This window comes from [Scytonema hofmanni] UTEX 2349, assembly GCF_000582685.1.
GTDB lineage: Bacteria > Cyanobacteriota > Cyanobacteriia > Cyanobacteriales > Nostocaceae > Hassallia > Hassallia hofmanni.
Window position 1 is genome coordinate 3,812,986 of the sequence record NZ_KK073768.1, and the last position, 22,181, is coordinate 3,835,166.

At 39.5% G+C, this 22,181-nt stretch carries 19 protein-coding genes, 5 tRNA genes and 1 pseudogene; 10 read left to right on the plus strand and 15 right to left on the minus strand.

What is annotated here, in order from left to right; genetic code table 11:
* The first annotated feature begins 92 nt into the window (after positions 1-92).
* Both TOL9009_RS0122170 and TOL9009_RS0122175 read left to right on the plus strand, forming a co-directional pair.
* A complete protein-coding gene (locus TOL9009_RS0122170; RefSeq protein WP_029634700.1) occupies positions 93-632 on the plus strand; it encodes a 2'-5' RNA ligase family protein in 540 nt (179 codons plus the stop codon).
* 116 nt (positions 633-748) lie between these two features.
* Positions 749-1,144 (plus strand): lysozyme inhibitor LprI family protein, encoded by a 396-nt coding sequence (locus TOL9009_RS0122175; protein ID WP_029634701.1) that lies wholly within the window; start codon positions 749-751, stop codon positions 1,142-1,144.
* 662 nt (positions 1,145-1,806) lie between these two features.
* On the opposite strand, the gene TOL9009_RS0122180 is transcribed toward TOL9009_RS0122175, so the two are convergent.
* The 7 genes from TOL9009_RS0122180 to TOL9009_RS40115 all read right to left on the minus strand — a co-directional run bounded on the left by TOL9009_RS0122180 (position 1,807) and on the right by TOL9009_RS40115 (position 5,532).
* Entirely contained in the window at positions 1,807-3,408 is a 1,602-nt protein-coding gene (locus TOL9009_RS0122180; protein ID WP_029634702.1) for a TROVE domain-containing protein, read from the minus strand.
* A 36-nt stretch (positions 3,409-3,444) separates the two neighbouring features.
* Positions 3,445-3,570, minus strand: a tRNA-OTHER gene (locus TOL9009_RS47610).
* Between the two features lie 17 nt (positions 3,571-3,587).
* Positions 3,588-3,718 (minus strand) — tRNA-OTHER (locus TOL9009_RS47615).
* A 37-nt stretch (positions 3,719-3,755) separates the two neighbouring features.
* A tRNA-OTHER gene (locus tag TOL9009_RS47620) sits at positions 3,756-3,884 on the minus strand.
* A gap of 53 nt (positions 3,885-3,937) precedes the next feature.
* A tRNA-OTHER gene (locus tag TOL9009_RS47625) sits at positions 3,938-4,069 on the minus strand.
* A gap of 46 nt (positions 4,070-4,115) precedes the next feature.
* A tRNA-OTHER gene (locus TOL9009_RS47630) sits at positions 4,116-4,249 on the minus strand.
* Between the two features lie 320 nt (positions 4,250-4,569).
* Positions 4,570-5,532, minus strand: a complete 963-nt coding sequence (locus tag TOL9009_RS40115) for a hypothetical protein (RefSeq protein WP_051502990.1) — start codon at positions 5,530-5,532, stop codon at positions 4,570-4,572.
* Between the two features lie 423 nt (positions 5,533-5,955).
* Here TOL9009_RS40115 and TOL9009_RS0122195 point away from each other — a divergent pair, with 423 nt between their 5' ends.
* From TOL9009_RS0122195 to TOL9009_RS0122205, 3 genes are all read left to right on the plus strand, one after another.
* A complete protein-coding gene (locus tag TOL9009_RS0122195) occupies positions 5,956-7,602 on the plus strand; it encodes an alpha/beta hydrolase (RefSeq protein ID WP_029634704.1) in 1,647 nt (548 codons plus the stop codon).
* Between the two features lie 247 nt (positions 7,603-7,849).
* A complete protein-coding gene (locus tag TOL9009_RS40120; protein ID WP_051502991.1) occupies positions 7,850-8,899 on the plus strand; it encodes an SGNH/GDSL hydrolase family protein in 1,050 nt (349 codons plus the stop codon).
* Positions 8,900-9,241: 342 nt separating this feature from the next.
* Positions 9,242-10,084, plus strand: coding sequence for an SPFH domain-containing protein (locus TOL9009_RS0122205; RefSeq protein ID WP_029634705.1), 843 nt, complete (start codon positions 9,242-9,244; stop codon positions 10,082-10,084).
* A 15-nt stretch (positions 10,085-10,099) separates the two neighbouring features.
* Here the strand turns inward: TOL9009_RS0122205 and folP are convergent, their stop codons facing one another.
* The 4 genes from folP to TOL9009_RS0122225 form a co-directional block, all read right to left on the minus strand.
* A complete protein-coding gene (gene folP / locus TOL9009_RS0122210; RefSeq protein ID WP_029634706.1) occupies positions 10,100-10,957 on the minus strand; it encodes a dihydropteroate synthase in 858 nt (285 codons plus the stop codon).
* A 125-nt stretch (positions 10,958-11,082) separates the two neighbouring features.
* Positions 11,083-11,814 (minus strand): triose-phosphate isomerase, encoded by a 732-nt coding sequence (gene tpiA / locus TOL9009_RS0122215; RefSeq protein WP_029634708.1) that lies wholly within the window; start codon positions 11,812-11,814, stop codon positions 11,083-11,085.
* Positions 11,815-12,006: 192 nt separating this feature from the next.
* Entirely contained in the window at positions 12,007-12,285 is a 279-nt protein-coding gene (locus TOL9009_RS50570) for a hypothetical protein (protein WP_398344929.1), read from the minus strand.
* Between the two features lie 72 nt (positions 12,286-12,357).
* Positions 12,358-13,083, minus strand: a complete 726-nt coding sequence (locus tag TOL9009_RS0122225) for a phytanoyl-CoA dioxygenase family protein (protein WP_029634712.1) — start codon at positions 13,081-13,083, stop codon at positions 12,358-12,360.
* Between the two features lie 190 nt (positions 13,084-13,273).
* Here TOL9009_RS0122225 and TOL9009_RS0122230 point away from each other — a divergent pair, with 190 nt between their 5' ends.
* The 5 genes from TOL9009_RS0122230 to nadC all read left to right on the plus strand — a co-directional run bounded on the left by TOL9009_RS0122230 (position 13,274) and on the right by nadC (position 18,861).
* Positions 13,274-14,923 (plus strand): ArnT family glycosyltransferase, encoded by a 1,650-nt coding sequence (locus TOL9009_RS0122230; RefSeq protein ID WP_029634714.1) that lies wholly within the window; start codon positions 13,274-13,276, stop codon positions 14,921-14,923.
* Positions 14,924-14,929: 6 nt separating this feature from the next.
* Positions 14,930-15,190 (plus strand): element excision factor XisH family protein, encoded by a 261-nt coding sequence (locus TOL9009_RS40125; protein ID WP_051502992.1) that lies wholly within the window; start codon positions 14,930-14,932, stop codon positions 15,188-15,190.
* Positions 15,178-15,513 (plus strand): XisI protein, encoded by a 336-nt coding sequence (locus TOL9009_RS0122240; protein ID WP_029634716.1) that lies wholly within the window; start codon positions 15,178-15,180, stop codon positions 15,511-15,513. The genes TOL9009_RS40125 and TOL9009_RS0122240 overlap by 13 nt, the downstream gene beginning before the upstream one ends.
* A 618-nt stretch (positions 15,514-16,131) precedes the next feature.
* Positions 16,132-17,829 carry a DUF262 domain-containing protein gene (locus TOL9009_RS0122250; protein ID WP_084763278.1) on the plus strand — a complete coding sequence of 566 codons (1,698 nt, stop codon included), beginning with the start codon at positions 16,132-16,134 and terminating at the stop codon, positions 17,827-17,829.
* Positions 17,830-17,994: 165 nt separating this feature from the next.
* A complete protein-coding gene (nadC, locus tag TOL9009_RS0122255; protein ID WP_029634720.1) occupies positions 17,995-18,861 on the plus strand; it encodes a carboxylating nicotinate-nucleotide diphosphorylase in 867 nt (288 codons plus the stop codon).
* Between the two features lie 224 nt (positions 18,862-19,085).
* On the opposite strand, the gene TOL9009_RS0122260 is transcribed toward nadC, so the two are convergent.
* The 4 genes and pseudogenes from TOL9009_RS0122260 to TOL9009_RS50210 all read right to left on the minus strand — a co-directional run bounded on the left by TOL9009_RS0122260 (position 19,086) and on the right by TOL9009_RS50210 (position 22,163).
* A complete protein-coding gene (locus TOL9009_RS0122260) occupies positions 19,086-19,424 on the minus strand; it encodes a XisI protein (protein ID WP_029634722.1) in 339 nt (112 codons plus the stop codon).
* Positions 19,394-19,828: an element excision factor XisH family protein gene (locus TOL9009_RS0122265; protein ID WP_029634724.1), complete on the minus strand. Its 435-nt coding sequence runs from the start codon at positions 19,826-19,828 to the stop codon at positions 19,394-19,396. The genes TOL9009_RS0122260 and TOL9009_RS0122265 overlap by 31 nt, the downstream gene beginning before the upstream one ends.
* A gap of 343 nt (positions 19,829-20,171) precedes the next feature.
* The gene (locus TOL9009_RS0122270; RefSeq protein ID WP_029634726.1) at positions 20,172-21,020 is read right to left on the minus strand and encodes a mechanosensitive ion channel family protein; all 849 of its coding nucleotides are present in this window, start codon (positions 21,018-21,020) and stop codon (positions 20,172-20,174) included.
* Between the two features lie 253 nt (positions 21,021-21,273).
* Positions 21,274-22,163 (minus strand): annotated as a pseudogene (locus tag TOL9009_RS50210) (GDSL-type esterase/lipase family protein).
* Between the last annotated feature and the right edge of the window lie 18 nt (positions 22,164-22,181).

The window sequence follows — 22,181 nt, forward strand, 5'->3', positions numbered from 1 at the left end:
ACCCCCTCCCCGCAAGCGGGGAGGGGAGACAAAGCGTAGCTTTGGCGGGGTGGGGTTCTTGAGGTGAGCGTAAGTAATCAAGGGGACATGATATGAGTCGTTTTTTTGTCGCTTTGTTACCACCGCAGCCCATTCAAGACTGCGCCAACGAAATTAAACAATACTTTGCCGATCGCTATGCTAGTAGTGAAGCACAAAAATCTCCACCGCATATCACCTTACAACCTCCTTTTGAATGGGCAGATAGCAATGTATCATTGTTAGAAGATTCTCTCAATAAGTTTGCTAGTAGCCGAGAGTCTATATCCGTCACACTGCATAACTTTGCGGCATTTGTTCCCCGCGTCATTTATATTGATGTTGTGCAAAGTCCAGAATTGATGGATTTGCAAGCTGATTTAATCGCGTATGTGGAGAAGTTGGGAATTATTGACACTCAAAATCGCTCATTCACTCCACACCTGACGGTAGCATTTCGGGATTTAACAAAGCAAAACTTTAAAATTGCTTGGAGAGAGTTTGTTGCTCGACAGTTACATTTTGAGTTCAAGTGCGATCGCTTAACGCTGCTGCTTCACGACGGTAAACGCTGGAATGTCAAAACTGAGTTTTCTTTTATGTGCAAATCTTAAGAGTTTTGGAAATTTTTCACACAAATGTAAAACTTTATACTATTTTGTAAATTCACTATCGCGGGGAATTAAGCTTAATTTCCCAAAAAGGGAGTTTTTCTCTAACAATATTATCTATGTATAAACGAATTAGCACATTTATCTTGGTGGCGATCGCACCATTATCAGCTTTAGCAATTTCTCCGTCCAGCATTGCTCAAACACAAACAATTAATTGTTCTAAGGCAACAGCGACAACAGAAGTGAAATTTTGCTCTCAACAATCTTACCAAGCAGCAGATAGAAAACTAAATCAAGTTTATCAGCAAGTCACTTCCACCTTAAGCAGCGAGCCAAAGCAGTTATTAATTACTGGACAACAGTCATGGATTAAGTTTCGCGATAACAACTGCAATTTTGAAGTATATAACTCCCGTGGTACCACAGGTTATGAAATCTTTCGTAATGGATGTTTGGAGAGACTGACAAAACAACGTACAAAAGATTTACGAGATTATCTTCACTCTAGATAAATCCTTTTAACTTAGGACTAGCCCTTTCAAGGTGAGCATATGTACTATCCAATTTTTAACCGTATTTCAGGCATTGACTGCAATTGAAGAAATAAATTATGGATAAACTCCAAATTTTTGGACTGTAAATTAAGCGATCGCAATCGCCAAAATACCGAAATTGGGTGAAAAATATTATTTATTTCATAGTACAAACGTTCACCTTGAAAGGGCTGATATCTGTACCTAGCCCTTTCAAGGTGAGCATATGTACTATCCAATTTTTAACCGTATTTCAGGCATTGACTGCAATTGAAGAAATAAATTATGGATAAACTCCAAATTTTTGGACTGTAAATTAAGCGATCGCAATCGCCAAAATACCGAAATTGGGTGAAAAATATTATTTATTTCATAGTACAAACGTTCACCTTGAAAGGGCTGGTCCTATAACTATAGGAATCCAATTTGATTGCGTTGTGATTAAATACACGTAGAGACGTTCCGTCGGAACGTCTTTACAGGGTTTTGGGTTTTATGTATGTACCTCCTAAAGAGTGAAATATGCTGTAACTATAGGAATCCGATTTGATTGCGTTGTGATTAAATACACGTAGAGACGTTCCGTCGGAACGTCTTTACAGGGTTTTGGGTTTTACGCATGTACCTGGTAAACCTGTTACTTACAATTCTCCCGTAGCTAACATCTGAATAATCCGAGGTATTCCCGGATCGAATCCACCTAAATCCCAGGAAAGCGGATCTTTCGGATCTACCAAAGTAATCTGGTAAGGTGTCAGGGTGACATACACTGCTTTAACATCGGGATTCACCTTTTCTCGATATTTAGCTAGTGCTTGACTCGGATGCTTGTAACCAGCCCATGATTCTGAATCTGTCCAAAAGCAAACTACATCTGCTTTAAACTTATTCTTAATCATCCAGTCATACGCCACAGATGCATCTGTGCCACCGAAGTTTTGATTGCTAGCTTTGCGAACAGCCGAACCAAAACTATCTTTGGCAGTAATACCCAAATCGCGGAAGTCGGTTGCAAAGCCGCGAATCATGTAGTTTTTCTCAGCTTTTGCTGTCACTAAAGCCATTGTTGTGGCAATTTCACAGCAAGTCAGTCCCATATCCGCAACTAAGCTACCCATTGAACCAGAAACGTCTACAGCGTGCATGAAGACTTTATTTGTGGGTTCCACCACATCAAAAGACAATTCAACCGCTTTTTCTAAGATGTCCACAATGCGGGAAACTGGGTTCCAAGTCTTTTGGCTGCGTCCTAATTTTCCCCCAGATTGATAAGTTTTCAACGCTTTCAAAACATCAATCGGATGGATGCGTCCTTTACGCAGATGTTCTTTGTTGTTGAGAACAGCTTCCACTCGGAGTAAATTCGCAGTTTCATCAGTTCGCAAAACACCCAGTTCTGTTAGTGAACCGAGGTTACGCAACATTGCCCCAATTGGCATTTCACAGAAAAGTAACTGCCAAGCAGCTTTATCCATTTTGCCCACAGGTGCAGCAATTTCGTGGGTTAAGCGTCCTTGAGTAATTGCCTCATGGGTTTGGGTGGGATTCCGTTTTAACCATTCATACCACCAAATTTGGGCGATCGCTTGCGAAGGAATTTCATCGGGTAATTCTTCCCAACCTTTAACCACCCACTCAAATAGTTGGCGATGATCTTCTGTAGGTGGCTTGACATGAAACAACCTTAATGCATCACGATTAGTGAAACCTTGACGCTGTTGATATTTCAAAAGTTGATAAGCTAAAGCTTTCACATCTTCCCGCGAAAGCCAATTTTTACCTGCTTCGCGCACCACCTTCCCAAATCCCCGCAGAGATTTGGTGTAACTCAACCATTCGTAAAAGTGGCTACCGGTGCGGACAACTTGGGGAAAGATTTCCATAAAAGCTTTTTTAGCTTCTGGTGCTTCACCCATCGACAGCAACACCAATGCAAGGATAGGCGCACTGTTGTTAATGGCGCGTCCATCGCTAGCATACAAGATTTCTTCGGCAACACGACGGGGATTTTCGGCAACAGCTTGTTTTAAAACCGCGACAAAATCCTCTGTTAATTCCTGCTTACCTGCATAATAAGTGCTTTGTGCTGTTCCAACCAGCAAACAGCGACGTAGCATCTTCCAAATGCCAGCATCAAACATAAAGCCACCACTACGTCCCTGAATCATCTCTGCTTCCCGTCCAGGGATAGGCTTATTTTGTGGTGTACCTTTCTTATTTTTTGTAAAGAATTTATAATTCATGACTTTATCTCCCAGCCCTTGCGGGCAAAATGAAAGGTGGCGGAGCAGGATTTGAACCTGCGACATCCGGCTTAAAATGCGATAACCCTCATTCGTCGGTCTTTGCAGACAAGTTGTGAAAAAGGATATTTTCGGCGCGCTACCAAGCTGCGCTACCCGCCACATGAGATTTTAGATTTTGGCGTGGTGAGGTGGAACTCGAACCCACCATCTCCCGGCTGGACGATAACCTTCAATTCTTCGTCCCGTTAGGGCTAAATTGCGAATAAAGGATATTTTTCCGGGCATTCTGCCATTAAACTATCACCACATGAGATTTTAGATTTTGGATGGATTTTGAATTTATTTGGTGTAGCGGAGCAGGACTCGAACCTGCGACCTCTCGAACTTAAGTCGATAACCCTCAATTCTTCGGCTCTTTCGAGCAAGGTGTGAATAAGGATGTTTTAGCGCTCTACCACTGAGCTACCCGCCACATGATATATTCATGGATGAATGCATTCAAAGAAGGCTTTTTAATTGTTTTGGTGTAGTGGGGCGGGATTTGAACCCGCGAATACTTGTTTGTATTACTAACTACGATAACCCTCAATTCGTCGTCCTTTTCAGGCAAGTTGTGAACAAGGATGTTTAGCGCCTTCAACCGCTTGGCTACCCACCACATAAAATTCACGCATTCACGCATTCAAAATTTTTAATTAGTTTGTTGTGGGGAGCAGGATTTGAACCTGCGAATATTGGAACCGATAACCCTCAATTCGTCGGTCTTTGCAGACAAGGTTGTGAACCAAGGAGTATGGACAATTGTCCATCCAGTGCCTTACCACTTGGCTACCCCCACGTACAAAATTTTAGATTCTGATTTTATCTTTAACCTCAGAGTTTTTACTAGGTCTTTAAGTTATCTGCGATAACCCTCGATCAAATTGTCCCTTGCGGGTAAGGTGGAAAGCTCTACTAATTGAGCTATCCGCTTGTATTACAAATGTAATATATGTATTATTAACTGTCAAGAGGTTGGGAAGTTAATTTTTTAGGACTTACGCACTCGTTACCAGAAAACAAGACTTTGAGATTGCTTCCTTGCGTCGCAATGACGGAAATACGTAGTCCGTGCGTAAGTCCTGTTTTTGAGTTCGTCAGTCTGGTAAAATTTAAGAGTCAGAATTCTGACTTTTGACTAGTGACTTTTGACTCCTGACTTTTTTTATTCTTATCTGCCTCTTTCTGCGCCGCTTCACTATATTCTCGATACAACTTAGCGCGAATTTGAGCTTCTTTATATCGACTATGATTGGATGGGACTTTACTCATTAAATCAGAGGCTCTTTGCCACCTAGCAGCTAAATCCAACCATTGAATTGATGTCTGAGCATTTCTCCCCATTGTGGAAGCTTGATTGGCAATTCTTACGGCTGCTGCAAACAAATCTTCATCTTGAGTAGAATCACTCGGTATAGACACCAGAGGTGGTATTTCTGGTTCTTGGTTAGTCAAACCCTCGGAAGATTTTACCGTCGGTGATAAAGATTTAAGCACTTGTTGTGCCATCAAATTCCATCTACCATCTAACCAACCATAAGCACTCCAACCAAGGACAAATAAAAATAAGCATAAACCCAATGTATCTAGCATCCGTCCACTGTTGAATTTTTTGTGCTTATTTTTGTTAATAACTACTAAGGAACTAGAATATTGCGACTTAGGTAAATTAGCCTTTCCTTGTTCGATTTTACGCTCTTGGAAATCTTGAATTACTTGCTGTATTATTGTTGGCTGAGCTAAAGTAATTTCCTCTGACCAAAGTAAATAATTTTCTGGAGTGCGGCTAATTTCCTCTAACCAGAGCAATTGCTGTTCTTGAACAATTCGACTGTTGATCTTAACTCTACGAATGTTACGCGGTGCGATTGATTCGAGAATTTGGTGAATTTGCTTGACAAGAGTTGATTGTTCAAGTTTATCAACTGTACGCGCCTCACAAAGAAGTTGTAAGACACCATCAGCAAAAATGGCTCTGGTTCTGACACCAGAATTGGCTAATTTTTCGTTCAATACTTGAATAATCGCAGCAACGCTACCGAGGTGAGCTTGCCATGCGATATCATTTATCCGGTCTGTCATTTGAAGTTTAACGATAGCTTTTTAAACCTGAATTTTTAATAAGTTAGTAAATTTCTGATACTGAGGCTGATGTTTTATACATCGATCGCCATTTTATCGATTGTATGAGTAAAAATATGACCTTGCCAAATAAAATTGTAAAAATCAAGACTCATGTTCGATTTGAATCAGTGTACTATAGTGTAGGATAATTGCGAGCGATACATATCGACAAGCGCTTGTTTTGTCAACCTCCCATACAGAATCTTGTCTTCAGTTTGCGCCTAAACGGGTTTCACAGATGCAACCCTTGAAAAAATACTCAAGTAAATTTTTGCTATAAGTTGTAGAAGAAGTGCATTCATCGTGCTTTGGGAATTGCAGCAATTAGTTTTGACAACTGCACTTATACCCGCGCTTTTACAAACTTGGGCAAATAAATCTATGCAATTTCAGCTTAAGGGAAAAAATCATCGTCAAATTGCGATCGCACAAAAATTATTGTGTAGTTTGTCCCTAGCTTTGGGTTTGGGTGTGGGAATGCCCTCTACTTTAGCCGCTCAAAGAGTTATTATTCGCTTAGGTCCATTTGAGCAATCAGTAGCGATCGCCGATTTAGAAAAATACGCCAAAACTGGTAAACTACCCCAAAAGCTGGAAATTTTATCTTCTGTGCTGTCACCAGACGTGCAAAAATTGCTGACAAGGCGTTTACAAGTAGATCCGGCTGTAGCAGACAAGTTTATCGCTGATTTAGTCCGAACCCCAGAAGGTAAACAATTAATTGCATCTTTAGGAGTAGCAATTCCCGGTAGTACAGTTGAAAGCTTGCAAGGAACACTTAACATCGCACTGCGGCAATTTAACGGTTTAAGCGCACTTGGTTTTTTACGAGCTTACCCAGAAGAAGATGTTACCGTAGATGCAACTCAAGCGATCGGTTTAGCGGTTGAATTTAGCGCCAATCGTTTGCAAAGTCAAGCTTTGGGAGTTTTACTAGCACGAGAATTAGCTGTTGACAATAATATACCGTTTCGGGCAACTTTCGACCCAGCGGCAAGAGGCAAAGAAACAGTTCAAGTACAAACTTTAAGATTTACCGACAGACAACGAAATAGAATTATTCCTGTAGATATATATTCAAGTAGAGTTGAAGCGGAAACACCCTTAGTAGTAATTTCCCACGGTTTTGGGGCAAATCGCAAATTTGCGGAATATTTAGCGCGTCATTTAGCATCTCACGGCATCACGGTTGCGGCAATTGAACATCCTGGTAGCAATCTGATTTCTGTTAATAACGCTTCCGCATCAGGTAATTTAGCAGATTTGATGCCACCATCAGAATTTATTGACCGTCCCAAAGATGTCACATTTTTATTGAATGAACTGGCAATAGTAAATTCTCAACCAGGAGAACTTCAAGGAAAGCTAAATACCGAGAAAGTGGCTATTATCGGTCATTCTTTGGGAGGTTATACAGCTTTGGCTTTGGTGGGGGGAGAATTAGATTTGAAGGATTTACGGCAATATTGTCAAAATTCTCTTAGCTTTGGTGAATCTCCGGGAGATTGGTTGCAATGTACGGCGGCGCCTTTGGGAGATAAGATTAGACAATTAAAAGATGAACGGGTCAAAAGTGCGATCGCACTCAATCCTCTGGTAGGTAAACTATTTGGCAAAAATGGTTTAAGTAAAATTACCAAGCCAGTTTTAATCTTAAGCGGCACTGAAGATTCCCTGACCCCAGCGCTAAACCATCAAATCCAACCTTTTACTCAACTGCGAGGAACTAAATATCTCTTAACTGCGATCGGTGGTACTCATTTGAGTATTAGCGATCCAGCATATATAGGAACAGCAGCCACTGCGATCGTTAAAGAACGGCGTGGTGTAGAAACAGAACCTTTGCGTCAACTAACTCGTGGTGTCAGTTTAGCCTTTATTGAACAACTTACACCAGAAGCGAAAATTTATCAACCCTTTCTCACACCAGCTTACGCCCAATCTCTTTCTACACCCCAATTGCCGTTGCGTCTAGTTTCTGAGTTGCCGGCAAATATTAAACCGTGGCTGAAGTTTGTAATTAAGTAAACTACCTACACTTCGTGGATTTTTTACCTCGTTAGCTGTGACAGTTCTGGATGCGGAATCAGGGTTTGTAGAGTTTAATACTTATCCGGATTTTCTGTTTCATTGATATTTACACACCCACCTACTTATTATATTTGAGTGCTGTCAAATAGATTATTATATTTGAGTGCTGTCAATTAGTAATTTTTAATACTTACTTATTGAACGACAGTACTAATGTTTAATATTTGTAAACGAACTTGTTGGTATGCTGAAAAGTACTACTTTGAAGACTTTTGCTACTGCCGCAGTAACTAGTGCGGCTTTCTTGTGTGTAGGTGTTCATAACGCTTATGCAGCTTCTTTCAACTCTATTTCTCGTATTTATGCCTTTGGTGACAGCTATTCAGACAATGGGGCAGCACGTCAGATTACAACAGCAGCAGTCAAAGCTGGGGTGCCTGGATCATTTATATTCCCCCGATTGGATGCGTATGACTCTGATGGACGATGGACAAATAATCCCGGATTAACATCAGTTGAGGTACTGGCAAAAGAAGAAAATTTACAGTTAACAGATTATGCTGTAGGTGGTGGAAAAAGTGGCAATGGCAATTTAAGTCCCTGGCTTGATCAATATCAAGATACTGGTTTATTTGGTCAAATCGAACAATATAAAACAGAAGTTAATCGCGTGGCAGATTCTAATGGGTTATACTTCATATTTATATCTACAAATGACTTATTAGAAAGGTTTTTTTATAATCAGACTGGTTCGGTGGATGCACTAGCTTCTGCTGCTGTTAACAACATTGCTTCTGGAGTATCACAACTTGCATCAGTAGGGGCAAAACAGTTTTTTGTCGTAAATTCTACAGATATAGAGGCATTACCGCTTTTTGAGCAATACTCTGAAGAGGCAGCTAAGTTTAGAGATGTTATCAATGAAAGTCTTCCCAGTCAACTCGATACCCTGAATAAGCAATTAGGTGTTGAAGTTGCACTGTATGACCACGTTGCAATTAGCACAAGAATTCGCTCTAATCCAGTGGCATATGGTTTTACCAATATAAATGATGCCTGCCGACTTTTATACACTACTGCTGGGTTGGAGCCTGGTTGTTCAACACCTGATAATTATTATTATTACGACGAGATTCATCCCACTCGTCGTGTACATCAAATAATTGGTGAAGATATGGCGAATTTCTTAGAGACACAAACAACAACAAAAACTGTTCCTGAACCATCAACTGTTGTAGCTTTGATATCTTGTATGGGTATGATAAGTTTACTACGGCGTAAAGTTCGTGCGTAAGTAAGTAGCATTTATCTAACTTGCGATGGCAAACCTAAGAGGATGTTTGAAAAGCCCTGTTGTCGGTAGCAAAACGTTCTAGATCCCTCAAAGTCGCCGAATTTATCGGGGGACTTTGATTCCGGTTTCCTATCCCTTATCCACTTTTACAAAAAAATACTTGCCAGGGTGACACTCAAGTGCTTTAATAGCCATTGCCTTGCGTTATCGTGTCTTGCCTTACACTGCTGGTTGTGATAATAAGATTACACATTCAACACATTAGACTTAAAGGTAGGACAAGTTAGTACCGTGTCCTTTAGATTAAATTTGAATTCTGCCAAAAGCTGAATAGGAGCATATATGGAGCCGATTGTTGCTATAGTTTTAGTGCTTATAGGCTATGCGTTAGGGTCTGCAAAACTGATTAATGAAGGTAATGAAGCCTTAGTTGAGCGTTTAGGGCGGTATCATCGTAAACTTAAGCCAGGTCTAAACTTTATCGTTCCCCTGGTTGATAGTATTGTGATGGAAGATACTACACGAGAGCAGATTTTAGACATTAAGCCTCAGAAAGTGATCACCAAAGATAACGTTTACCTAGAAGTTGATGGCGTTGTCAACTGGCGAATCATGAGTATGGAGAAAAGCTTTTATAAAATCGATGATATCCAAATATCGCTAGCAAACCTAGCAACGGTTGAACTTCGTGCCAACATTGCCGATAGAACTTTAACGGAAACCATTTCTTCTAGAAATGAGATGAACAAATCTCTGTTGGAGATTTTGAACCAGGTAAGCTCAGAATGGGGAGTTGAGATTATTCGGGTAGATATTCAAAGTATTACACCCCCTGAAAGCGTACAGAAGTCAATGGCAGAGCAGCAAGCGGCTGTAATCAGAAAACAGGCAGCTATTACCACAGCTGAAGGAGAGCAGCAAGCTGCAATTAAGAGAGCCGAAGCAACTAAGGAGTCAATTCGGATACTTTCTGACGCGATAAATTCCAAACCAGACACTAGAGAAATTCTCAAATATCTTGTAGCTCAAGAACAAGTAGAAGCGAACCAAAGACTTGGTGCTAGTACAAATGCCAAAATTGTTTTTCTTAATTCAGGACTATCAGAGGGAGCACTTGACCAGATGGTTGGTGATACTGTAGCTACTGAAGGTAATGGCAATACCTCTGAGAAAGGTTCTGTCTAATCTCAAATCAAAGATTTAAACACGATGTGGAGAATGTCGCATAAGTGCATCAGCAACTAGCGATACATCGCGCATTTCTTTGACATCGTGAACTCTCAAGATATCAGCACCATTAAAGATAGCAGCACAACAAGCTGCTGCGGTTCCCCAAACTCGTGCTTTTGCGTCTGGTTGATTTAAAATGCGACCAATGAAACTTTTACGGGATGGTCCTACTAAGATGGGGCAGTTTAGTGATGCGATCGCTCGCAACCGACGAAATATTTCTAAGTTTTGCTCGTAGTTCTTGGCAAAGCCAATACCAGGATCGATAATTATTTTCTCAAACCCAATACCCGCATCTGTTGCGATCGCAATTTGCCTTTCTAAAAAAGCATAAATCTCCCCCATCAAATCCTGATAATCTGTAAGTTGATTCATCGTCTCTGGGTTTCCCCGGATATGCATTAGGATAATTGGCACATTTAATTTAGCAACAGTTGGCAACATTTCTAAGTCAAAGGTGCCTCCAGAGATATCATTAATTATATCCGCCCCAGCTTCAATTGATGCTTTTGCTACAACTGCCCGTGTTGTATCTACAGAAATTGGCACGTCAATTTCCTTTCTGAGTACTTGTAAAACCGATAGCACCCGCTCAAGTTCTTGAGCCACAGAGATTTGCACCGCTCCTGGTCGAGTTGATTGACCACCGATATCGATAATGTCAGCACCAGCCGCTACCAGTGTTTTTGCTTGTATTAGAGCAGCAGCAACACTGTTAAAATCGCCACCATCACTAAAGCTATCAGGCGTCACATTTAAAACGCCCATAAGATAAGTCCGCTGTCCCCAATCGAAACAGCGATCGCGAATTATCAAATTACTTGGCATATACGTAGTAAGCACTTCAGTGCTTTATTTAAGCACTAAAGTGCTTACTACAAAGTTCAAAGCTAGACGTAGCAGCCCCAAGATTTGCATTCCCATGCAGAGCATGGGAACGAGAAGATGCAACATCAGATTACTTTGTAGTTAACAATTCGGGCAAAACCCGCAGCTTCTAAACTCGCTCCTCCCACCAAAGCACCATCAATTTCCGGTTGAGCCATAATTTCGTCAATATTATTTGGCTTGACTGAACCGCCATATTGTATTGGAACATGGGGATTTGTCAACTGACTGCGAATTAAACCAATTACCCGATTGGCTTCTTTTGTTTCGCAAGTGTCACCAGTCCCGATCGCCCAAATCGGTTCGTAAGCAATCACTAAATTAGTTTGGTCAACATCCACCAAGTCTTTTTCTAACTGAGTCATAATCAGAAGTTCGGTTTCTCCTGCATCTCGTTGTTGCTTAGTTTCACCTACACACAAAATTGGGGTAAGACCATACTTTTGAGCAGCTTTCAGACGCAAGTTGACGGTAGTATCCGTTTCCCCAAAGTATTGTCGGCGTTCGCTATGACCGACAATTACATAACGCACCCCAATTTCTGTGAGCATGGGACCGGAAATTTCACCGGTATAAGCTCCACTTTCTTCCCAGTGGACATTTTGCGCTCCTAGCTGTACAAGACTTCCATGCAGATTCATGGACAAAGCGCTTAAGTCAGTGAAGGGTACACATAAAACCACTTCTCGCTCTTCGGGTGTTTCTTGTAAGGTGGGCAGAAATCCTTGTAAAAATTCTTGGGATTCTGCCTGAGTTTTGAACATTTTCCAGTTGCCGGCAATAACTATTTTTCGCACAGGTAATTTTGTCAAGAACAATAATGCTACTTTAGATGCATTTTTCAATGTACTACTTTATGGCACAGGTGTTTAAATCGCATCTTTGCTTACTTTGGATACGGGGTTGTATTTATACAAGTTATACATGACAATCTCACCCCCATTCCCTCTCCTTTTTGCGTAAAATTGTGGGGAATTGAGGGTTGAAATTTAAACGCAGAGGAGCGCGGAGGTAAGCGCAAAGGTACGCGGAGTAAATTTGGCAATACTCGATACAATGCGATTGTCACTCGATACAATGCGATTGTCACTCGATACAATGCGATTGTTTCCCGATCCAATGCGATTGTCACTCGATACAATGCGATTGTTTCCCGATCCAATGCGATTGTTTCCCGATCCAATGCGATTGTTTCCCGATCCAATGCGATTGTCACTCGATACAATGCGATTGTCACTTGATACAATGCGATTGTCACTCGATACAATGCGATCGCATTCCCCTGCATTTAAAAACGCTACACTGCGGAAGAGGAAGAGAGAGTTTTTGGGTAAGTTGTGTTAAGGATACACTCCAGGTGGACTGAGTATTTGCCGTTGCGATGCTGTCAAGTCTGGGTAATCGTTAGAGTTATATAAATATTTTGCCCAAGCTGAGGGATGGGGTGAATATTTGTAAAAAAGTGTTCGGCGCTCGTTTTTTCCTTTCCAAGGAAGTGTACCGTGGGTTAATGCTTCGGTAAATATTATGGCGCTTCCGGCTTTGACTGTAACTGCTTGTACGCAGGGATGGGGAATTTTTAAATCAAGCCATTGTTGGGGGAAGGGTAGATTACTTTTGTGGCTGCCAGGGACGCATCCCATACCACCGGTTCCGGGATGTACGTCATTTAGTTCGTAAGCAACGGCAGTTAAGCCGTTGTAGATTCTCCCATCTTTAAATTGGTAATATTGGCAAGGATCGTAGGGAGTTCCACCTCCATGTAAATGGGAGCCAATTGGACCAATACCTTGACGGATGATGTGAAGGTAGTCATGATCTAGGCGAAATTTCTCTCCTAACAAATTAGATAGGTAGGGAGTGATTCGCGGATGATCGAGCAAATTCCTCAAAGGTTTCCCCCAAGATAGTAAACTATCAAAGCGCAGAAATTTGGCTTGGTTATCTTGAAGTGCAATTTGCCGGTCTAGCAGTGACTGAAGAGCGGCAATTTCGTCTTGATTAAGTACATTCTCAATCACTAAGAAGCCTTGTAAGTCAAATAGATAGCGTTCAAATTCGGTCATGAAATTTATTGCTTGATGTAGATTTCAACTTTTGACGGACTTAGGCACAGACTACGTATTTGCGTCATTGCGACACGAAGAAGCAATCTCTAAATCTTGTTTTCTCGCTACTTAGTGCGTAAGTCCTATTTTGATTTATACGATTTCAACGTTAAAATGCATCTTAATAAGAAGGATAAAATTTAAATAAATGCAAATAGCTCAGAAATGGCTGGCTGACAAATCTAATCAGTTGGTGCTTTTTTTACTGGTTGGGGGACTGCTGTTTCGATCCTTCCTTGCTTTTTCGGTTTACCCTACTTTTGATGAAGCTTACTACTATCTTTACAGTCTGCATCTGGATTGGAGCTATTTCGATCATCCATTTTTGGTTGCGCTGACAACTGGTTTTGGTCCCTGGTTGACTGGTGGAGTTGTATCCCAATTTACAATTCGACTGGGAGCTATAATTTGCTACACAGGCAGTTTGCTGTTATTGTATCTGACTAGTAAAAGACTATTCTCTGCAAAGGCTGCCAAGTTGACTTTGGCGATCGCTACTATCTGTCCAATTTTTCAAGTTACTTTTGGCATTCTCAGTCTACCGGACAGTCCACTGATGTTTTTTTGGTCTGCCAGTTTATATTGTGCGGCTAATGAATTTTTTCGACAACCTGCGAATCAAGAATCCTGCTCATCTAATTTATACGTCCCTAGTTACCGTTTAGCAATTCTTGGTATTTTGGTAGGATTAGCCTGCGATAGCAAATATCACGGTTTTGTTTTGGGAGTGGGGCTAATTGGTTTTTGTTTAACGAGTTCACGTCATCGCTGTGTAGTGCGATCGCCTTGGGGATGGTTAGGATTATGCTTATTTATCATAACTATCTCCCCAATTGTGTTTTGGAATATCCAGCATGATTGGGTGTCTTTTCGTTTTCAGTCAGAGCGGGCAGTGCCGAAAAGTGGCTATAATCTGCTGAGTGTAATAACTGTCTTGTTACTTGGCATAGCTTACCTATTTCCCACCATCGGATTTCCGCTTTGGTGGGTCAGTTTGCGATCGCTAGCATCTCAAATAAATCAATTTTTTTATCATAAATCACTAACTTCAAGAAAAAATTTAGACGCTTCGGTGCTATTAATTTTATGGGTGTCCTTACCCATAATTATCGGCTTTACTTTCATCGGAGGATATCGGCAAATTTTGCCGGCTTGGACAATGCCAGGATTTTGGGGGACAACTTTACTATTAGGACAACAGGCAGTTATCTGGCAAGATAAATCCAGACGTTCTGTGCGTCGATGGTTCTTAGGTACAGGAATTGCGGTTAGCTGCATGTTACTTACTGTCCTGCTGCAAATAACAGCAGGAATCATGCAAAAGCCTAGTCAATACGCTTTTATGGGAGGATTCTTACCTCCCAAGGACGATCCCTCTACAGAACTAATTGATATTGGGCAATTGCGACGCGGTTTTGCTCAATCTCCTATCCTCAGTGCAGCGCTACACAACTCTAGCTTCATATTCACCAATCGCTACTATTTAGGTGGACCCATTGCCATGTCCCTTAAACCTCTAGCTGACACACCGATTACTTGCTTTGATATTGGCAAGGATCTACGTGGTTTTGCTTTTTGGTCAAAACCAGAGCAATGGTTGGGAGAAGATGCCCTGTACATCACTACTGCCCCCTTTAACCTCAGAAAAGACTTAATGGCTAGCTACCGAAGTTACTTTAGTAGTTTGAGTGCGATCGCAACAATACCGATTCGACGAGGTGGGGTGGTTATCAACGTTGTTTATGTCTATCAAGCTAAGACACTTTTAAAGCCCTATCCTCGGTCTTACGGAATTTGACGGGTTGTGTTGCAAAAACCTAATTTCATCAGTTTTCTCAGCTACTCAGTAATTTACGATTTTCATCAAGCAGTTGGTCAGGTGATGAATTATCGCTTAATTTTGCAACAGGAAGAACCGGATAGGGTTCTATATCTCGCGGTTCCTCTTGATATTTATGAAACTTTTTTTAAGTTAGAATTTACTCAATTGGCTATTGCTAACTATCAATTTAAACTCATTGTCTACGATACCGAGCAGGGGGGAATAGTTCAATGGATAAGTTAGAGCAGTATCAAAATTATATTGAAGATTTATTGAAAGAGTATAGTCAATTTAAGCCATATTATGGAGATGTGGAAGTACAGTTAGTTTTTGATAGGGAACACAAGCACTATCAATTAATGACATTTGGGTGGAATGGAAACAAGCGCATCCACGGGATGATACTGCATCTCAATATTAAAAATGGAAAAATTTGGATTCAGCATGATGGAACGGAACGGGGAATTGCCGGGGATTTGTTAGAGTTGGGGGTTCCTTATGAGGATATTGTGTTGGCATTTCAAGCACCGGCGAGAAGGAAGTATACGAATTTTGCTGTAAGTTAAGGAGATATCTGAAACTGTCTTAAAAAACAAGGATTTGGGGTTTTTGATGGGTATAGTAGTCTATGTCATTAATTCTGATGGGTAATCAAATTTCCAAAGCCTTAAAAATCAATTATTTTGGTAAGTTGAAACCCCTCAAAACTTATGACATGAACTAATAGTCAAAGCCCTATTAGTAGTCTATGTCATTAATTCTGATGGGTAATCAAATTTCCAAAGCCTTAAAAATCAATTATTTTGGTAAGTTGAAACCCCTCAAAACTTATGACATGGACTATTAGTCTATGTCATTAATTCTGATGGGTAATCAAATTTCCAAAGCCTTAAAAATCAATTATTTTGGTAAGTTGAAACCCCTCAAAACTTATGACATGAACTACTATCCCCTGTCTTACCGGATTTGACGGGTTATGTTGTAAAAACCTAATTTTATCTTTTTCAAAAAAATAAGAAATAAAAATCATAAAAGCGCTTTTATAGGGTTTTAGTAGTCAAAACTTTGCCGAAGTAACTCAGGTAAGCTTGTATTCTATCTAGCGGGAGGTATATATCTGAGACTCGCTTGTTATGCTAGTACTTAGATGCGATATGTAGTTTATAAACGTTCAGGATTTTCAAATGCCAACGTCCAGTATTGATAGCCGCTTAATGAGCTTCGGTGAATTACTCACAGGCAATAATTCATACTCAGTACCTAGTTTCCAAAGAGATTATTCATGGACAGAAGCACAAATTGATCAGCTTTGGAATGATATCACTGAGACGCTGGACGAAGGACGTAGCGAACACTTTATTGGTGCAGTTGTTGTAAATAACTCAAAAAAACCTGAGTTAATGCTGATAGATGGGCAACAGCGTGTAACAACTATGTCAATATTGATGTGTGTACTTAGGAATATAGCTAAGGAAAAAGGAGATGACCAGTTAGCTCAAACTATTTCAAACAAGTATTTAGGTTCATTGAATCTGCGAACTCGAAAAACCGAATCTAAGCTAGTCCTGAATGAAAGAAATAATCAGTTTTATCAAGAATATATTGTTGAATCCCAAAAAATTACTTTCTTACGTGAGCTATCTAAAAAGAGAAATATAGAAAAATCAAATAAACTCATAGTTGATGCATATTTATTTTTGTACGAACAAGTTCAAGAACGTATAAAGAATCTAGGAGATAAAGTAGGAGAAATTGTAGTTTTAATCGAACTTGAAGAATGCATCAGAGATAGATTAGTATCAATTTTAATATCAGTCGCAGATGAAGCTAATTCTTATCTTATTTTCGAGACTTTGAATGATAGAGGTTTAGATTTATCTGTTGCAGACCTCTTAAAAAACTATTTGTTTTCAAGAGCATCTGACAGATTAAAAGAAGTTCAAAGAAAATGGGAACAAATAATATCAGATAAGTTAGATTTGACGAGATTTATCCGCCACTACTGGTTGTCAAAATATGGACTTGTAACAGAAAAAGATTTATACCGGAAAATAGCAATAGAATTGCGGAATTCTTCCCAAATATTTGATTTTGTTAACCAATTGCGCGAAGCCGCAGAAATTTATGCTGCATTTGAAAACTCCCAAAGTCCAGTTTGGGATTCATATAACTCAGACCTGAAGAAAGATATTGAGCGGCTTAATCTTTTTAAAGTAAGTCAGTGCTATTCCGTTTTACTTGCAGCAAAAGAAAGCTTAACAGATGACTTGTTTCCAAAAGCTTTAAGAATTATAGTTATCTTATCTTTTCGCTACAACGTTATTTGTGCATCGAATCCTAATAAACTTGAATCTGCCTACAGTAACGCTGCTAGATATATTCGAGAACATAAGCCAAAATCTGCTAAACATATTTTCGAGCAGTTAAAGGAATTTTATCCCAGTGATACTGAGTTTGAGAGAGCTTTTGTAGAGAAGAGCTTTACAGCAAGCAATACAAAGCTAGCACGCTATATTCTCAGTGAGATTAACAGTCATTATATGGACAGCAAAGAATTGATTGCGAATCCAAATGCAACTGAATTGAACTTAGAGCATATTCTCCCCCAAAAGCCAAGTGATAAGTGGCTGGTAGAATTCTCGAAGACCGATCCAAATCAGTACATCTATAGGCTGGGTAACATGACATTGCTGGATTCATCAGTTAATCGTAAAGTAGGCAATACCTCATTTGAGGATAAATCTGCCAAGGCTTTTTCTAATTCAAAGTTGGATATTACAAAAGAAATTTTGAAGGATTCAGTTTGGGGACCGAAACAGATTGAAGAAAGGCAAAAGAAGATGGCTAAAATGGCTTGCCAGATTTGGCGTCTTAATTATTAGGGAAGTATTTAACATCAAGGGAAATTTGTACAGCTTTTTTGAATTTGCCATTTTGGATTGGAGCAAAATGATGCGAAATCACGTCAACGCAAAAACGCTCTCGCTAGAGAAGCCAGCAGCGCAACATCATGCAGAATTAATATAAACATTAAACTTATTCAAATAATGAAAACTTCCACAGCGGTACTACCGCCATTTCTGATACTAGATCAATTATTACAAAGCTGGTTAATGGAAGATATTGGGAGAGGCGATCGCACAACTCAAAGCCTTTTATCTCAGAATACAATAGAAGGAACAGCTAAATGGGTGGCGAAAGCATCAGGAGTCATAGCTGGTTTACCAGTAGCTGCCAGAGTATTTCAGCATTTAAACCCAAAAGTCAGCTTTATGGCTGTTGCGGCTGAAGGACAACAGTGCGAACCTGGGGAAATAATTGCCGAAATCCAAGGTTCCCTAGATGCATTATTAATGGGGGAAAGGGTTGCTCTCAACTTAGCTATGCGTCTAAGTGGAATCGCCACTCTAACTCATAAATATACAGCAGAAATAGCCGACTTACCCGCCCAATTAGTTGATACCCGCAAAACTACACCAGGGTTGAGGATATTGGAAAAGTATGCAACTGCTGTGGGAGGAGCGACGAATCACCGCATGGGCTTGGATGATGCAGTCATGATCAAAGATAATCATATCGCGGCAGCGGGAGGAATTAAAGAAGCAATTACCCGCATCCGTTCTCAAATACCCTATCCCTTAACAATAGAAGTTGAGACAGAAAGTTTAGACCAGGTGAAAGAAGCCTTAGAGCATAAAGCTGATATTATTATGTTGGATAATATGTCCCTTGATTTGATGCGTGAGGCAGTGCAGATAATTCGCCACCTAGATAGCCGCGTCAAAATTGAAGCCTCAGGTAATGTAACCTTAGAAACTCTTCGCCCCATAGCTCAGACAGGTGTAGACTATATTTCTAGTAGTGCGCCGATTACGCAGTCAAAGTGGTTAGATTTGAGTATGAGAATTAAATAAGTCAAGCAGGTGCGCTTTCGTTGATTATTGAGTGCGATCGCGCAACTGCCGACTTATCAGTTAGCAATTCCCCCACTAATATTCAAAACTTGAAAATTAGTTCCGGCAAATCATCAAATCATTAATTCCTAGCAAAACCTCCGTGTGCCTCTACGCTAACCTCTGCGTCACGAGTGCGTTTAAATTTCAACCCTCAATTCACCACGATTTTACGCAAAGCTGTACTAAGTTGCGGCAAAATTTGTATATTGTCGTACTTGAGGATGGCGAAAACCAAGTACAATATCATCTTTAGGAACGCCTGCTGCTAATAAATCGTTAGCAATACCTTCTTCTGTGTCATCAAATTGAATCCAAATTTTGCCATCAATTAAATCTAGATGAATGGGTGTTGCGTGTAGATATTTATCATCACTCCAACCAATATCTAAAATGAGATAGCGTCCTCGCTCATCGTCAAATAAAACTTGCGAATCATAGCTATCAGGTATACATGCACGATATTGTGCGTGTTCATTTAGGATATTTTTTATTATTTCTTTATACTTGAATCCGGTATCCATTTGACTATCACCTCTGTTACATCATCAAATACAAGTAATTTAATAATTTTATTATTTAACAAAATCTGTCCTAACTCTATACTAAACACACTCTGAAAAATTGGTCTAGAAACAGCTAAGTATAAATCTCTCTCTTCACCTATCTCATTAAGGATTTGACGATATAAAATATACTGTCCTAACGCTTGCTCTAAATCTTTGACATCCGACTCACCGACAAAGCTTTTGACTTCAACAACAATTTTTTCTGTTTCTTTCTCAGCACCAATTATACGTTCTGCGCCCAAGTCAGCAGATAAACGTTTGTTACCTATTTTTAAAGGAAATGGATCATGGGTAATCGTCCAGCCTGCTTTTTGCAGGGCATGTTTAACAGTATCGTGGTAAATATCACGTCTGGGCATATAAGTTTTTAATAGAAATATAGGGTAGAACGCAAGCCCTACCCAAACTATAATGAGAATTCAATGCGATCGCTTTCAAGATGCTGCCAAAGCCCCACGTCCGTAAAATTAGGTAGCAGAGTATTATAACCGCAGATGAACGCAGATAATTGTATTAGCTTCATCTGCGTCTATCCGCGTTCATCTGCGGTTTAAAATCTTAATTAGTCACCGACACTCAATTTTTAATCAGGATTTCAAAACCTTTGTAGAGACGAAGCATGTGCAACGTCTCTACACCAAAATTTATACATCTAATCAGCAACGCTTCAAGTTAAATCTTGGCTTTTTGCCCAAAATTAACTTATGAAAATGACGATCGCGTGAGAGAATCAGTTATATTCTGAGATGATCCATTCAAGCCATAACGTTGTTCAGGCGCTGGATACCCTGCCTCACCAAAGACTTCACGTATAGCTTTGTTAGTGTCGAAATAAACTTGCCAGTAATTGTCATTACTGCAATAAGGACGGACTGCTAAGACAGGTCCTGCCAAGCTAAAGTTGACAATTTCTACATCTGGTGCTGGAGTTCTGAGAACGTTAGGAATCTCGCTAATTCTCGCTTTTAAAAGTGCGATCGCTTGATTATGGTCAACATCATGATGCAACTGGGCAACTAAGTCAACGCGACGGTAAGCATTAGCAGAAAAATTCTGGATATTGTCAGAAGATATTTTGTTATTTCCAACAATTGTCATCACGTTATCAGGTGTATTGATCGTAGTTGCAAAAATTCCCAGTTCTACAACAGTACCTGTAACACCCCCAGCACTAATAAAGTCTCCTACTTTAAAGGGTCGAAAAACAATTAAAAAAGCACCCGCTGCAAAGTTTGCCAACAATCCACCCCATGCGGCACCAATAGCAATACCCGCTGCTGCCAGGAGTGCTGCAAAGGAGGTTGTTTCAATTCCAAAAAAGCCGAGAAGTGCTACAACTAAAACAATTCGCAGTGTAACGGAAATGATATTGAGAAGATAGTTAACAATTGTGGGATCGACGTGTTGAGTTCTAAAACCACGTTTCACCAGCTTTAAGCCAAAGTCAATTAACTTTTGACCAACGACCCACAAAAGAATCGCACCTATAATCTTAAAGCCAAACTGAGTTAACAGTGCGATCGCAACCTGACCTATCTGATTGAAATCCATAAATTTTTCCCTGTTTGTGAATTCATAACAAACATATAGCGAATTAAAGCATAAATTAGTACAGTTACTTGTTTTATTTTTGATACATTACAATTTGTGGAGTCCAGTTAAAGTTAGCAGCGATTATTCTCAGAAGGAAAGTAAAAAATTATACTCAACTTTTCGATTTAAGATACGCAATCCAAATAATTAATGTAGATATTTGGTTGAAAATAGCTTTTAGTGACTTGACAAAGCCAGATAACAAGTTATTTTATGGTTTACCCACAAGCATATATTTTTTAAGAACTGCCTTCCAAACTAAATATGCCTCACCATTTAAATGCAGTCCATCTACTGTATACTTAGTATCTAAATTGTTTTCTGAATCTAATAAGAGAGAAAATATATCTATATATTCATAATTAAATTCTTTCGCTAAGTTTTTCAAGCCAGAATTAATTTTTACTACGTTATTATTATCTTGCCAATATAGATAAACTTTATTGTTGACAGGTAAGACACTTTGCACAAATACTTTTGTATTTGGGTTTTTTTTTTAAATTCACGCAATATTTTTTTATATTGTTCTAAAGTCACTGTCACCGATTTACCATCATTCATTAAATCGTTAATACCTATCATTAAAAAAACTTGCTTTGGTTTGGATTCTAATATACTATCTAAACGATGTAATATTCTCTCTGTGGTATCACCAGAAATACCCCGATTTTTCACATTTAATCCTAATAATTCTGTCCATTCACCTTCATCCGTGATGCTATCACCTAACATGATGATATCCGATTCAGATTTAGGCAACTTCTCAAATTGGCTTTTTTTATGCCAATAGTAAGCTGGATAATTAAAATGTTTACTATTGTTTTCTGGAAAAAAATGCAAAAGTTTATTACTTAAATATGAAAATCCACATTTATTTGCAATCAACAGAGCAAAAGCTATTACAAATAAAATATTGATAATAGAGGAAAATAGTAAGAAAATTTTAGTTTGATTAATCATATTCTTTAAATATTTGAGATTTAATTTGTTGTTAACAAGCTGAGGGGGTGACAAAACCCTTTGAACCAAAGACGCAGCAAGGGTTTTGAACGCTTGTGCTATGAAAAGATAAACATCATTTTTTGGCTTTATTGATTCCATTCTCAATAATCACAGCCC

Bases quoted from the DNA above. Each gene is read 5' to 3' on its own strand.
- TOL9009_RS40120 (WP_051502991.1), top strand. From the start codon at position 7,850: ATGCTGAAAAGTACTACTTTGAAGACTTTTGCTACTGCCGCAGTAACT.
- TOL9009_RS0122250 (WP_084763278.1), top strand. From the start codon at position 16,132: ATGCCAACGTCCAGTATTGATAGCCGCTTAATGAGCTTCGGTGAATTA.
- TOL9009_RS0122265 (WP_029634724.1), bottom strand. From the start codon at position 19,828: ATGCCCAGACGTGATATTTACCACGATACTGTTAAACATGCCCTGCAA.
- TOL9009_RS0122175 (WP_029634701.1), top strand. From the start codon at position 749: ATGTATAAACGAATTAGCACATTTATCTTGGTGGCGATCGCACCATTA.
- TOL9009_RS0122180 (WP_029634702.1), bottom strand. From the start codon at position 3,408: ATGAATTATAAATTCTTTACAAAAAATAAGAAAGGTACACCACAAAAT.
- TOL9009_RS0122205 (WP_029634705.1), top strand. From the start codon at position 9,242: ATGGAGCCGATTGTTGCTATAGTTTTAGTGCTTATAGGCTATGCGTTA.
- TOL9009_RS0122170 (WP_029634700.1), top strand. From the start codon at position 93: ATGAGTCGTTTTTTTGTCGCTTTGTTACCACCGCAGCCCATTCAAGAC.
- TOL9009_RS0122260 (WP_029634722.1), bottom strand. From the start codon at position 19,424: ATGGATACCGGATTCAAGTATAAAGAAATAATAAAAAATATCCTAAAT.
- TOL9009_RS0122230 (WP_029634714.1), top strand. From the start codon at position 13,274: ATGCAAATAGCTCAGAAATGGCTGGCTGACAAATCTAATCAGTTGGTG.
- TOL9009_RS40115 (WP_051502990.1), bottom strand. From the start codon at position 5,532: ATGACAGACCGGATAAATGATATCGCATGGCAAGCTCACCTCGGTAGC.
- nadC (WP_029634720.1), top strand. From the start codon at position 17,995: ATGAAAACTTCCACAGCGGTACTACCGCCATTTCTGATACTAGATCAA.
- folP (WP_029634706.1), bottom strand. From the start codon at position 10,957: ATGCCAAGTAATTTGATAATTCGCGATCGCTGTTTCGATTGGGGACAG.
- TOL9009_RS0122195 (WP_029634704.1), top strand. From the start codon at position 5,956: ATGCAATTTCAGCTTAAGGGAAAAAATCATCGTCAAATTGCGATCGCA.
- TOL9009_RS0122240 (WP_029634716.1), top strand. From the start codon at position 15,178: ATGGATAAGTTAGAGCAGTATCAAAATTATATTGAAGATTTATTGAAA.
- TOL9009_RS0122225 (WP_029634712.1), bottom strand. From the start codon at position 13,083: ATGACCGAATTTGAACGCTATCTATTTGACTTACAAGGCTTCTTAGTG.
- TOL9009_RS0122270 (WP_029634726.1), bottom strand. From the start codon at position 21,020: ATGGATTTCAATCAGATAGGTCAGGTTGCGATCGCACTGTTAACTCAG.